At 36.5% G+C, this 13,130-nt stretch carries 11 protein-coding genes; 4 read left to right on the forward strand and 7 right to left on the reverse strand.

What is annotated here, in order from left to right:
• Window positions 1–64 precede the first annotated feature (64 nt).
• On the forward strand, window positions 65–2,611 hold the full coding sequence (locus AAC601_RS00075) for a M14 family metallopeptidase (RefSeq protein WP_303271746.1): 2,547 nt from the start codon (window positions 65–67) through the stop codon (window positions 2,609–2,611).
• Between the two features lie 198 nt (window positions 2,612–2,809).
• On the opposite strand, the gene AAC601_RS00080 is transcribed toward AAC601_RS00075, so the two are convergent.
• The 4 genes from AAC601_RS00080 to gdhA all read right to left on the reverse strand — a co-directional run bounded on the left by AAC601_RS00080 (window position 2,810) and on the right by gdhA (window position 6,732).
• Window positions 2,810–3,040: a hypothetical protein gene (locus tag AAC601_RS00080; protein ID WP_303271747.1), complete on the reverse strand. Its 231-nt coding sequence runs from the start codon at window positions 3,038–3,040 to the stop codon at window positions 2,810–2,812.
• 77 nt (window positions 3,041–3,117) lie between these two features.
• On the reverse strand, window positions 3,118–3,825 hold the full coding sequence (locus AAC601_RS00085; RefSeq protein ID WP_303271748.1) for an ABC transporter ATP-binding protein: 708 nt from the start codon (window positions 3,823–3,825) through the stop codon (window positions 3,118–3,120).
• A gap of 3 nt (window positions 3,826–3,828) precedes the next feature.
• A complete protein-coding gene (locus AAC601_RS00090; protein WP_303271749.1) occupies window positions 3,829–5,301 on the reverse strand; it encodes a DUF5687 family protein in 1,473 nt (490 codons plus the stop codon).
• A 72-nt stretch (window positions 5,302–5,373) separates the two neighbouring features.
• Window positions 5,374–6,732, reverse strand: coding sequence for an NADP-specific glutamate dehydrogenase (gene gdhA, locus AAC601_RS00095; protein ID WP_303271750.1), 1,359 nt, complete (start codon window positions 6,730–6,732; stop codon window positions 5,374–5,376).
• 106 nt (window positions 6,733–6,838) lie between these two features.
• Between gdhA and AAC601_RS00100 the strand changes: the two genes are divergently transcribed.
• The 3 genes from AAC601_RS00100 to AAC601_RS00110 all read left to right on the forward strand — a co-directional run bounded on the left by AAC601_RS00100 (window position 6,839) and on the right by AAC601_RS00110 (window position 8,657).
• On the forward strand, window positions 6,839–7,219 hold the full coding sequence (locus AAC601_RS00100) for a hypothetical protein (RefSeq protein ID WP_303271751.1): 381 nt from the start codon (window positions 6,839–6,841) through the stop codon (window positions 7,217–7,219).
• A gap of 87 nt (window positions 7,220–7,306) precedes the next feature.
• Window positions 7,307–8,155, forward strand: a complete 849-nt coding sequence (locus AAC601_RS00105) for an HAEPLYID family protein (RefSeq protein ID WP_340152156.1) — start codon at window positions 7,307–7,309, stop codon at window positions 8,153–8,155.
• Between the two features lie 52 nt (window positions 8,156–8,207).
• On the forward strand, window positions 8,208–8,657 hold the full coding sequence (locus AAC601_RS00110; RefSeq protein WP_303271753.1) for a hypothetical protein: 450 nt from the start codon (window positions 8,208–8,210) through the stop codon (window positions 8,655–8,657).
• 143 nt (window positions 8,658–8,800) lie between these two features.
• On the opposite strand, the gene AAC601_RS00115 is transcribed toward AAC601_RS00110, so the two are convergent.
• The 3 genes from AAC601_RS00115 to uvrA form a co-directional block, all read right to left on the reverse strand.
• On the reverse strand, window positions 8,801–9,604 hold the full coding sequence (locus tag AAC601_RS00115; RefSeq protein ID WP_340152157.1) for an SDR family oxidoreductase: 804 nt from the start codon (window positions 9,602–9,604) through the stop codon (window positions 8,801–8,803).
• Window positions 9,605–9,624: 20 nt separating this feature from the next.
• Window positions 9,625–10,179 carry a TetR/AcrR family transcriptional regulator gene (locus AAC601_RS00120; protein WP_303271755.1) on the reverse strand — a complete coding sequence of 185 codons (555 nt, stop codon included), beginning with the start codon at window positions 10,177–10,179 and terminating at the stop codon, window positions 9,625–9,627.
• Between the two features lie 87 nt (window positions 10,180–10,266).
• Window positions 10,267–13,092 (reverse strand): excinuclease ABC subunit UvrA, encoded by a 2,826-nt coding sequence (gene uvrA / locus AAC601_RS00125; protein ID WP_303271756.1) that lies wholly within the window; start codon window positions 13,090–13,092, stop codon window positions 10,267–10,269.
• Between the last annotated feature and the right edge of the window lie 38 nt (window positions 13,093–13,130).

Genomic DNA, 13,130 nt, shown 5'->3' on the forward strand with positions numbered 1-13,130 from the left:
GTCATCTCAAATTTTCTCCTTAATTTGACTTTTAAGTTTGTTTCGAAAATCCAATAATTAAATTATGAAATATTTAGCCAGCATTGTAGTCATTTTGTTCATGGTCAATAATTCTTTTGCCCAAAAGGATTTATCCTATTTCTTACCCGATAGTGTAGAGTATAATTCTTCCATTCCAACGCCTGAAAGTGTCATCGGACATCAGGTAGGAGAATGGCATGTTACGCACGATAAGTTGGTCTATTATATGAAAGCATTAGCCGATGCTTCCAATAGGATTACAATAATTGAAACAGGTAAAACTTATGAGGACAGACCTCAACTACTATTGACAATTACTCATCCTGATAATCATGCAGATATCGACAAGATAAAAAAGGAACATAAACAATTAACTGACCCTAGTTCTTCGTCAAATTTAAATATTGCCCAAATGCCCTCTGTCATCATGATGGGTTTTTCCATTCATGGAAATGAACCGAGTGGAAGTAATGCATCTATGTTAACAGCCTATTATTTGGCCGCGGCTAAAGGCCAAGATATTGAGGATAAACTTAAAAATGTAGTGGTTTTATTAGATCCTTCTTTTAATCCCGATGGTTTAAATCGATTTGCTACCTGGGCAAACATGCATAAAAGCGAAAACTTAGTTACAGATCCAAATGACAGGGAATTTAATGAAGTTTGGCCTGGCGGAAGAACAAATCATTATTGGTTTGACATGAACCGTGACTGGTTGCCGGTTCAATTAGCTGAATCGCAGAGTAGAATTGCGCAATTCCATGCTTGGAAGCCTAATATAGTAACTGATCATCATGAAATGGGAACCAATAGCACGTTCTTTTTTCAACCTGGAATTCCGGAAAGAACGCATCCCATTACCCCACAGAAAAATCAAGATCTGACCGGACAAATTGGAACTTATCATGCAAAATTCTTGGATAGAATAGGTTCTCTTTATTACAGCAAAGAAAGCTTCGATGATTTCTACTATGGAAAAGGCTCAACTTTCCCTGATGTGCAAGGTGCAATAGGTATTTTATTTGAGCAAGCTAGTTCCAGAGGACATGCGCAGGAAAGCGTAAATGGGGTCTTAGAATTTCCATTTACTATAAAAAATCAATTTACTGCTTCTCTCAGTACCCTTCAAGCTGCTTATGAAATGCGCGAGGAATTACTTGGTTTCCAGAGAGATTTCTATAAAAATTCTGTGAATATGGCTTCCGAGGGAGATGTACAAGCCTGGGTGGTTTCGGATCAAGATGAATCTAAACTATTTCGATTTGCAGAGATGCTAGATCGCCATGAAATTGAGGTGCACAAATTAGCTAAAACTACCAATGGTTTTCAAACTGACAACAGTTATATCATACCGATGAATCAGTACCAGAGCAGATTGGTAAAAGCGATTTTTGACGTGAGAACGAGCTTTAAAGATAGTCTTTTTTATGATGTATCCGCCTTTAATATGGGGATGTCATTTAACTTAGATTACCAAAGCCTTGATAAGCGAAGTTTCAATACCGGATTATTGGGGGATAAATTTGAAGCTACTATGCGACCTGAAGGAAACATTAAAGGTGGCAAAAGTGAATACGCCTACATCATGGAATGGCATGATTTCTATGCACCTAAGGCACTCTTTAAAATTCAAAAAGCAGGTTTAAGAACTAAAGTGAATACCAAGGAGGTCATTTTGAATGATGGGACCACTTTGGCTACAGGTTCGATTTTGATCCCAGTGCAACAACAAGAACAATCGCCTATACAAATTTATCAAATTCTAGAAGAAGCTATTCAAGATTCTGGAGTGGAAATTTATGCTGTAGAAAGTGGAAATACTAAAGGAATTAATTTGGGAAGTCCATCTTTTGAATCTTTGAATCAACCCAAAATTGCCATGATCATTGGTGATGGGATCAGTCCTTATGATGCAGGTGAAATGTGGTTTTTATTGGATCAGCATTATGAAATGCCGATTACTAAAATAGATGTTAATGACTTTAGCAGGGCGGATTTAAGTCGATATAATGTATTGATGATGCCTAATGGCTGGGGTTATGGAAGTATCGGCAGTCAAAAAAATAAAATACAGCAATGGGCTCAAGAAGGCGGGACTATTATAGCATATAAATCGGCAGCAAAATGGCTTTCTGATCAGAAGCTGACCAAAGTAAAATTCATGGATAATAAAGCAGATACAACTGGTTATGAAGCCTATGAAGACCTAGGCAATAACAGAGGCGCGCAAGTAATTGGGGGTGCAATTTTTGAAGTAGAGCTGGATTTAAGCCATCCTTTAGCATATGGTTTGAAAAATGCAAAAATGCCTGTATTCAGAAACAGCACATTGTTCATGGAGAAATCCAAAAATCAATATGCAAATCCGATTCGCTATACGCAATCACCCTTGTTGAATGGCTATATTTCAGAAGAAAATGCTGAGAAATTAAAAGGCACTTCAGCAGTAACTGTTAGTAGAATAGGAGGAGGTAAAGTCATTTCGTTCACTGACAATACTAATTTTAGAGCATTTTGGTACGGGACTAACCGCTTACTGATAAATGCTATTTTTTACGGACAAACGATTAGTGGAAGTGCCGGAGAGTAATTTAGTTTCTTTGCTTTTTCCACACGGAACATTTCTTAAAAAACCTGTTAGGTCTCTTGAAATTACAGTATGCGAATGAAACAATTTTCATCATCAATTTCAAAATAATACCTGACAGGTTTTACCTTCAAGGCTTATCTTCGAAGGGTAACTTAAAAATTAGCTAAATTAAAAATCTATAGTTTTTTTCAGTTGTATTCAGTCGTCTTCTCCGCTACACTCACAAGTAGTATTAGAGTTTTTGGTAGTAGTTATCCCTCTTTTGTATCCATTACTTCTGCAGCAATCATCACAGGCAAGTACTGCATCATCATGGCTAGCTGCGTTGTCAGCAACTCCAATACAAGCATCAATTTCTTCTCCTCCACATGAGCTAAGACCACAAGTGAAAATACCCGCCAATACAAGTACATAAAAAATATTTTTCATAATAGTATGATTTAGTGTTGTACTTAGATCACACTGTAATTTATGAATCGGGTCAGATTTTTAAGTAATTTTTGATTTTATTCTTTGGCATTCTCTCCGAAATAGTCCGTTAAATCTTGTAATGTCCGTTCTGTTACCTCGATATCTTTAACTACTTCTCCTTTATCCAAAATAACTATACGTTCACATATTTCAGTTACATGGTTGAGGTCGTGGCTTGAAATCACAAAAGTCACGGATTTTTCTTTTTGAAATTGCTGTATGATTTTCTTTAAACGGATCTGGCTGGTTGGATCTAAGTTTTCAAAAGGTTCATCTAATAAAACGAGTTTTGGGTCGCCTAATAGAGCTGCAGCTACCCCTAGCTTTTTCTTATTTCCTTTGGATAGATCTCGAATGTATTTCTTTTTACCAAAAATTTCATCATTAAATAAGGTTTCAAATAATTGAAGATGCTGATCTAAATCTCCCTTACTCACGTTTCGGATCTTGGCAGTGAATTGAAAATACTCTTCTGGGGTCAGGTAGCTAATCAGGAATTTCTCATCTATAAAAGAACCTGTGAAATTTTTCCATTCTTCACTATTATGCACGGCTGCATCATCAACTATGACTTCACCCTCACTGGCTCTTATTAAATCAAGCATGAGACGTAAAAGTGTGGTTTTTCCGGCCCCATTGTTTCCAACAAGTCCAAAAGACTGGCCTGCAGGTATATGGAGGTCGGCAATGTTTAAAACAGTTATGTTTTTGTAGCTTTTTTGAAGGTTGTTAATCTTGATCACTTTCTATATTGTTAAATCGTGGATGAGTTTATATTTATCTTTTTTTAGTTTCTTGGCTATTGCATTAAAAAAGGCTTTTCTAAAGATTAAACCAATTAGTCCTGTCAAAGCAATTGCTAAAACTCCAATTTCCGAAGTCCAAATGTTTGCAAAAATAGCGTATACAGCTATAGGTCCAACAATTAGTGGTATTCCTACAACAAACTGTGCGGCCCCTACACCTTGATAATTCATCATGGAGCTTTTATCCAACTCGATTGGTTTTGGTCCCCATAAACTCATGCGCATGATCAACATACTGTTAATACCAATATTATAAATGGCTGTAGCTCCCATGATCATCATTAATTCATATCCATAATAAAAATAAGGTAGGGAGAGAACTGATGTGATAAGAACTGAGTAGATTAGCAAACGGTATCGGGATTCTACCCATTGCGTATAAGGATTTATTTTAGTCAAAAAGAAATCCATTTGGTTGGTATTCCAGCTCCATAGGAATTGTCCATACTGAATAATAAATATGCCTGTAAAAAATATACTGACAAAAATTGGCATGACGTTCGTTTGTGCTTCTTCTCCCATGCTAAATATCAGCAACGGATAAAATAAAAATAGTCCAGCCATTAAGATGCTCGATCTGCTTCTCTTATGGCGTAGGATTAGTTTTAATTCTTGAACGATAAGCGTATTGATTAGTCCTTTACTTTCCCAGCCACTTAATCGGCTGGTTAGTTGTTCCCCTGACATCATTTTAGCATCGAATAAATCTTCTACATATAAGTTTTGATTAAAAAATTGATAGCTGATGTAGATCAAGTAGCCAAGCAAAGCTATGGGAATAAACAAAAGCAAGGGAGAATTATAGATCGCTACAGCCCATTCGCCTAATGGAATTAATGTAAAGTTGAAATATTGATTTCCTGCATAATGAACTAAAATAATGAGGACGAAAATTATCCAAACGATATTTTTGCTTTCTAATTTTTTCTTCAAAAGAATATTGAAAAAATGTAGACAAAGAGATAATACGAGAGTAAAAGCTAACCAAGTTAATGATTTCCCCAATCCCATAGCAGGAATAAAAGTACTAATTGTCAGCGGGATAAAAATTGCCGGAGCAATCAGATTGTATGGGTTGATAATTGATTTAAAAACCAAGAATCTACTAATTAACTTTCTACGAATAGGTAAATGCAAATAAGGCTCAATATCCAAAACAGGCACAGTCTGCATAATATAACGAATTGCTAATTCACTTACGAAATAGTAAAGTAGAAACTGGTTTACTAATAGGCTAGGCTCAGAATCAATGCCTAGTGCTTCAAGTGTTTCATTCAGGTTAGCGCTTACAAATATTAAATTGACCAACACCAGAAATCCAAGAAGCCCTAGAAAGATCTTGATTCCGATATCCTTCTGAAAGGAGGGAGATCGTCTGAAACTAATCCATTGGTGCCGTAAAATCCATTTCATACTGTTTTTCGTTGATAGTTAATATTACTTAAATTATGGTTTGAAGTTCAAGATTACAAATAAAGGAATGTACTACACTACACCTTGAGCTTTCATTGCATCTGCTACTTTCAAAAAGCCGAAAATGTTGGCAGAAGCCAAATAATCATGCTGATTGAGGTCATATTCTTCCGCAGTTTTTACGCAATTATCGTGGATATTTTTCATGATAGTTTGCAGTTTCTCGTCCACTTCCTCTCTCGACCAATAGACTCCAATTCTGTTTTGACTCATTTCTAATCCAGAAACGGCTACACCACCAGCATTAGTAGCTTTGCCAGGGGCATATAAAACCTCTGAAGCACAAATCACATCGATTGCTTCGGTTGTTAAGGGCATATTGGCCCCTTCGGTCAATAACTGAATGCCTGATTTTTTCAAATTCTCGGCATCTTTTTTATTTATTTCGTTTTGCGTAGCACAAGGAAACACGCAATCAGCTTTTATGGTCCACAGCGGATTATGATCTTTATCTTGGTCTACTTCTTCGTAAGTAGCATCAGGATATTTCTCCAGGTACTCAGAAATCCGCCCTCTATTAACATTCTTAATTTCCTTGATGTGTTCTAGCTTTTCGGTATCAAATCCTTCTTCATCAATGATGTAGCCTGAGGAGTCAGAGGCAGTAATTGGTTTAGCACCTAATTCAATTAATTTTTCTAAAGTAAATTGAGCCACATTTCCTGACCCAGAAACAATGCATTTTTTATCTTTTAAGCTATCGTCTACTTTCTCCAACATATATTGAGAAAAATATACTAATCCATAGCCAGTAGCTTCTGGTCTGATTAAGCTGCCGCCCCATTCTCTACCTTTTCCGGTCAGTACGCCAGTGAATTCATTTTGTAATTTCTTATAAGCACCAAATAAATAGCCTATTTCTCTTCCTCCTACTCCAATATCGCCAGCCGGCACATCAGTGAAGTGCCCGATATGACGGTATAATTCGCCCATAAAAGACTGGCAAAAGCGCATGATTTCTCCATCAGATTTTCCTTTTGGATTAAAATCTGCACCGCCTTTACCACCACCTAATGGCAAACCAGTTAAAGCATTTTTAAATATTTGTTCGAATGCTAGAAACTTGAGAATACTTTGGTTTACAGAAGGGTGGAATCGTAAACCACCCTTGTAAGGGCCTAAGGCACTGTTCATTTGAACTCTAAAACCTCTATTGACTTGAACCTCACCACTATCATCCAACCAATTAACTCTGAAGGAGATGAGTCGTTCTGGCTCTGCCATTCTTTCCAAAAGCTTTAATCGGTGATATTCAGGATGCTTTTTAAAGACTACCCCTATGGAAGATATCACTTCTTCTACCGCTTGAATGAATTCCGGTTCGTTGGGATTTCTCTTTTTGATCTGCTCTAGTAATTCGTTTTCAGACATAAGAAATTAGCTTAGGGTATATTTTAGATTTAAATATGGTGAAAATTATTAAACCAACCAGCTTCTCCATACGTTTGTTGCTCAAAATTGAAGATTCAAAATAATATTGAAGGAACTTAGGGTATATCTTGCTGGAGAATCAGGGAAATTAATTATCTCTTTGTCTTTGATTGGCATTATGCTCAACAATATACTTATACCAGAAATGGAATCCATCCAGTTTAGTGATGAATTTGAAAATAGTAATTCTGGTTTAATTGAAGTACTGGTCGAAAATGCAACAGATTCTGACCTAGTTGAGACAGATAAAGACGATGATAGTTCAGATAATCTAGTAGATACCTTGCAGAAATTTTTAAGCAACAGTTTGATTATCGAATTGAATCATGAAAGAATTACTCTTAGTAAAAATCAATTTATTTATCCCCATTTTAAGTTAGCAAGAGGATATCAATTTCTTGATACGCCACCACCCAAACTTCTGTAAATCTCTTAGAAAATCAGCCTCTCGGTTGATCAAAATTATTTTATACCCATAGTTTTTAGGGTTTACTTCATTTAAAATATTAAAAAGATGATTTACAATAAATCTATAGCTATTGTTATAGCATTGGCACTATTATGTGCCATCAATTTCACTAATGCGCAAGAAGCACAAAATGACAGTACAGAACTACCTTTAAAGATTGAACATGCAGAGCCACTTTTTATTGACCTTATCCGTGATTTAGGAGCAAGAAAAGGAGAGAGCGAATGGAATGTGGGCTTAGGGATGTTTGACAGGTTGAACTATGATAAGTATGAAGCCTTGGTAGAATATGAATGGGCTGTAAAGGACAGGTTGGGGCTTGAAATTGAAGTTCCAGTTTCTATATATACCTCTAATGGATTGGAAAGTGCTAATGGGACGCGACCTTCCAACAGGATTGAATCTATCAAAAAAGCATTTCAATGGACTTTTTTAGTATCGGAAAAAATGAATACCTCTATGGCTGTAGGCGGTATTAACGAATTCGTCTTTACACCATTAGATAGTATCTCTACTAGCTCGGTCTTTCAAGGGGATGTTGTCAACCCATTTCTAATTGCAGCCACAAACTGGAGAAACGGGTTTCATTCATTAATATATACTGGCCCAAGATGGTTTATTCCGTTTAATAAGGAATTGAAAAGAGAGTTTGAGTACGAGATTAATACGAACTTTCATTATATGATTCCGAATACACGTAATTTTATAGGGGTAGAATTTAATAAAATTCTTGCTCAAGACGATTTTGACATGACTATCAGACCCCAAATGCGGGTTTCAATTTCAAATAAGCTATTGATTGGTATTGTAGGAGGAATCCCCATAAATAGAGAAAGAGAACGCTTGAGCAGTTTCATAAGATTAATTTATGAACCTGGGCATAGACATAAATAAAATTATTTTGGTCTGATTTTTGGTTTAGAAAAATAAATCAAAAATCAGACTTATGAAAAAGCTATCCTACTTTTTACTGATTGTTATTTTTGTTTCATCCTGTACCGATAGGGGCAGATTAGAGCGAAGAGAAAACCGAATTGAAGGAAAATGGTACTTTGATAGGGCTTTTTACAAAGGTGATTTTGCTCTATTTCGAAAAAATATTCTAGATGATTATAGGGGAGATGAAATTACATTTTATGATGATGGATTTGCGGAATATTATGATGCCTCATTAGATGCCTACTTTGAAGGCGATTGGTTTTTAACTTTACATAGAACAATAACATCGGAAGGTAATGAACGACTGTATACTTTAGATATGGAGTTTATCGACCTTATTCATCGGGAACGGTTTGGATTTTACAGCAATGCCACAAGAATTGGATTTAATAACTTAAACCTAGAAATTTATGAAGACAATGGTTTTTTTACCTTCAAACTCAATAGGATAGACTAAATTGAAATTCAACATGGCCTGAAAGCCCTTTGCTGTGTTTTCATAAGAAATCCAAAGATTATTGGAGGGTCGGTGACAACTTTAGTGAAAACACAGCAAAAGGTAAACTTGACAATTAAGACTCGAGAATTATGCCAATATTTCTATTGAACCTTCTCCGATAGTTTTTTGACCAAGGCTGTAACCCAGCTTCTAGGCGTAAAGCGGACACTAAAAGCCATCAGCTTATTTTGCAAGCCATGAATGGCAACTCTTTTTCCTCTCATCATCGATTTATAGCCGTATGCAGCTACTTCTGCTGAAGTTGGCAATTTTTTGTCTTTTACTAACTTCGAATCGCCTAGATCTGCGGCATCCTGAAACCCTGAGGTAGTTGGCCCAGGACAGAGTGCAGTGACTGTAACGCCAGTGCCTTTAAGCTCTTCGGCAATGGCTTCGGAAAATGCTAATACGTAATGTTTCGTGGCATAATATACTGCCATGAAAGGTCCGGGTTGAAAGGATGCTGTAGAAGCAAGTTGCATTATCTTTCCTGATTTCCTTTCCAGCATTCCGTTGAGATATAACTTTGTCAGAATGGTTAAACTCGAAATATTAAGATCAATCATTTGAGTCGCTTTCGTTAGGTCGGATTTATGGAATTGTTCAAAATCACCAAATCCGGCATTGTTAATCAAATAGTCAACTTCAATATTTTCCTTCTCCGTTAGGTCAAAAAGCTGATGCGCAGCATCGGGCTTTGAAAGATCCAAAGCAAATACTGCAGCTGAAACGCCATATTGACTTTCTAATTCTTTTTTCAGATGATTTAATTTTTTCTCTGATCTGGCGACTAACACTAGATTGTCTCCTTGTTGTGCGTGAATTTTTGCTAGCTCCAAGCCAATGCCTGAAGAAGCGCCTGTTATTAATGCTGTTTTCATTTTTTTACCAGATTGAATGTTCATTCGGTTTTATTTTAAAATTTTTATGCTTTTGCAGCTTGCCAGGCAAACTGTGCTAAGTCATCTATAGATTTTTTAGTGAGTTTTTTTTGCTGGTGGAATATTTTTGCTGCTGAAACCACAGTTCCATGAACCATTTCAGTTAAAATTTCAACATCTATTGATTTAAGAAGTCCTTTATCAATTCCGTCATTTAAAAATTGAATGATGGGTTGATAATGTTTTCTCTGTTCCTCTTTAGTTTCTTTGCGGATAAAAGGAGACTGAGCATATTGTTCAAGAAATTGAAAAGTTTCATAATTCTCGGCATAGAAGATGAACAGCGAAATCCAGATAGATTTAAAATCAGCTTCATAATTTTGACCACCGACTGTTGCTAGTTGCATAGCTCTTCCCATTTTCTGCTTCGATTCAGTATATAGCGCTTCTAACAAAACCTCTTTGTTTTCAAAGTGGTGATAAATAGTGCCAGCCGCAACTTTTGCTTTTTTGCTTATCATTGACATAGGAGTAGCATGAAATCCATTCTCCGTGATCAGACCTAATGTCGTTTGTAAAATAAGTTCTCTTTTATTCATTGATGCAAATATACGAATGAATGTTCATTCGGTTTTAGATTTTAGAAAATATTTTTCATAGACATTTGTAACGTGGCGCTTGGAATGTTAAAGTTTGCTCTTCAAGAATTCTGCGGTATAATTATTTTTCAACTTGATCATCTCTTCTGGAAGCCCTTCAAAAACAACCTTCCCACCTTTTTCACCACCTTCAGGACCTAAGTCAATTATCCAGTCGGCTGTTTTGATCACTTCCATATTATGCTCAATAATAATCACTGAATTGCCTTGCTCGATTAAAGCATTTATAGACTCAAGCAGTTTTTTGATATCATGAAAATGCAAACCAGTGGTTGGCTCATCAAAAATAAAGAGATTGTGGTCATTTTTTGCACTTCCCCCTTTACCTAAATAAGAGGCTAACTTTACTCGTTGTGCTTCTCCACCACTCAAAGAATTAGATGATTGACCTAGGCGGATGTAGCCCAAGCCAACATCAAATAAGGGTTGCAATTTATTGATTACGGGATTATTTCCAGCAAAGAATTCTAAGCTTTCTTCTACCGTCATATCAAGTACATCCGCTATATTTTTATCCTGATATTTGATCTCTAAAATTTCATTTTTGAATCGCTGACCTTTACAACTCTCGCAAGTCAGTTCAATATCAGCCATAAACTGCATTTCAATTTTCTGAATACCTTCACCCTGACACATTTCGCATCTACCTCCATCTACATTGAAACTAAAGAAAGCAGGTTTATAGCCCCGTTGCTTTGCTAAAGTTTGATCTGAGAATAATTGTCTTATCGCATCATAGGCTTTTACATAGGTTACTGGATTAGATCTAGATGATTTTCCGATAGGGTTTTGATCAACAAATTCTATGGATTTTACTTTTTTATAATCTCCTTCCAGCTTTTCAAATTTGCCTGTGCTCTCGCTGCTTCCCTGACCAATCATTTTGGCCAAAGCCGGGTTCAATATCTTTTTGATCAAAGTTGATTTCCCAGAACCACTGACCCCAGTTACCACGGTCAAAACCTCCAAAGGAATTTTTACCTCCTTGATATTCAAATTGTTTTCTTTAGCTCCCTTTATGGAAATGCTGTTTTTCCATTTCCTTCTACTTTTGGGAACTGCTACCTCATTGCTTCCATTTAAGAATCGTGCAGTATGTGTGTTGTCCGCTTCTTTTAATTCTTCCAGGTCTCCTTGAAATACTAATTCTCCACCATGAGCTCCCGCATCAGGCCCAATATCAATTATTTCATCGGCTTCTATCATCACTTCTTCTTCATGTTCCACTACGATCACCGTATTGCCCAAATCTCTTAAGGTTTTGAGTACTTTTACTAATCGGGCAGTATCTCGTGGGTGCAATCCTATTGAAGGTTCATCTAGGATATACATGGAACCTACCAAAGCACTTCCTAGCGAAGTGGCCAATTTAATTCGCTGAAATTCTCCTCCAGATAGAGTGGAAGTCAAACGATTTAAGGTGAGATAGCCCAAGCCTACTTCTAGCAAATACTCTAATCGGCTATTTATTTCTTTCAGGATTCTACCAGCTATTTTCTGTTCACTCTCTGTCAAATCTATCTTCTCGAAAAAAGCTAGCAATTGATCAATAGGTTTTAAAACCAATTCAATTATAGAGGCGTCATTTATTTTTACATATCCTGCATCTTTTCTCAAACGAGTGCCTTTGCAATCTGGACAAGTGGTCCGACCTCTGTAGCGGGAAAGCATAACCCGATATTGAATCTTATGCATTTTGGATTGCAAGTGCTCGAAGAAAGCATTTAAGCCTTTGAAATATTTATTCCCGTCCCAAAGTAGTTGGTATTCTTCTTTTGTTAATTCCTCAATAGCTCTGTGGATAGGGAAGTCAAATTCAATACCACGCTTTAATAGTGGTTCAGCCCATTTTTTCATGGTTTCACCTTTCCATGGTGCAATGGCTCCCTCATAAACTGAAAGTGTTTTGTCAGGTATCACTAAATCTTCGTCTATTCCCAATATTTTTCCAAAGCCTTCGCAAGTTCGGCAAGCGCCATACGGATTATTAAAGCTGAATAAATTGATAGTGGGTTCTTCAAATTGTATCCCGTCTAGTTCGAATCGATCATTAAATTCCTTTTTGCCTTCAGATTCTACGTAATCAATAATGCACTCCCCATGTCCTTCAAAAAAAGCTGTTTGAATCGAATCCGATATTCTGAATTGATTATCTTCATCTTCTTTTTGAACAGAAGCCCTATCAATTAAAATATATAAATCCTTTCTTTTCAGTTCCTGCTTCTCCTCAATTATGTCTTCTATAAAAAGGACTTCCTCTTTATGTGCAACCCTTGTGTAACCTTTACTTAGTAGCAATTCTAACTCTTGCTGTAACGTTCTTCCTTTGGGTACAATTAAAGGAGCTAAAACCATAAATTTTTCTCCTTCTTTATGCTTGTGGATTTCATCAGATATACTACTAACTGTATCTCTAGTCACTCTTTTCCCACTTTTAGGGGAGTAAGTAACACCAATTCTAGCGAAAAGGAGTTTCATGTAATCGTAAATCTCAGTGGTGGTACCAACTGTGGAGCGTGGATTTCGAGTATTGACTTTTTGTTCAATGGCAATAGCTGGAGAAACACCCCTGATGAAATCTACCTCAGGTTTTTCCATTCTACCTAAAAATTGTCGGGCATAAGAACTCAAACTTTCCACATACATTCTTTGCCCTTCGGCAAATAGCGTATCAAATGCCAAGGATGATTTTCCGGAACCAGATAGTCCTGTGACAACAACTAATTTATTTCTAGGAATGGCAACACTCAGGTTTTTAAGGTTATTTACCCGGGCACCTTTAATAATGATATATTTTTTAGGATCAAGGCTTTCAAAATCTACCTGACCATTTGATTTTTCTACTACTTCCATAAGCTTACAAAGATAAAAGGCTAACCCGAGAAAAAGGA

The sequence above is a fragment of the uncultured Marivirga sp. genome (assembly GCF_963974845.1).
GTDB classification, from domain to species: Bacteria; Bacteroidota; Bacteroidia; order Cytophagales; family Cyclobacteriaceae; genus Marivirga; species Marivirga harenae.

Bases quoted from the DNA above. Each gene is read 5' to 3' on its own strand.
- AAC601_RS00075 (WP_303271746.1), top strand. From the start codon at position 65: ATGAAATATTTAGCCAGCATTGTAGTCATTTTGTTCATGGTCAATAAT.
- AAC601_RS00080 (WP_303271747.1), bottom strand. From the start codon at position 3,040: ATGAAAAATATTTTTTATGTACTTGTATTGGCGGGTATTTTCACTTGT.
- AAC601_RS00090 (WP_303271749.1), bottom strand. From the start codon at position 5,301: ATGAAATGGATTTTACGGCACCAATGGATTAGTTTCAGACGATCTCCC.
- gdhA (WP_303271750.1), bottom strand. From the start codon at position 6,732: ATGTCTGAAAACGAATTACTAGAGCAGATCAAAAAGAGAAATCCCAAC.
- AAC601_RS00105 (WP_340152156.1), top strand. From the start codon at position 7,307: ATGATTTACAATAAATCTATAGCTATTGTTATAGCATTGGCACTATTA.
- AAC601_RS00110 (WP_303271753.1), top strand. From the start codon at position 8,208: ATGAAAAAGCTATCCTACTTTTTACTGATTGTTATTTTTGTTTCATCC.
- AAC601_RS00115 (WP_340152157.1), bottom strand. From the start codon at position 9,604: ATGAACATTCAATCTGGTAAAAAAATGAAAACAGCATTAATAACAGGC.
- AAC601_RS00120 (WP_303271755.1), bottom strand. From the start codon at position 10,179: ATGAATAAAAGAGAACTTATTTTACAAACGACATTAGGTCTGATCACG.
- uvrA (WP_303271756.1), bottom strand. From the start codon at position 13,092: ATGGAAGTAGTAGAAAAATCAAATGGTCAGGTAGATTTTGAAAGCCTT.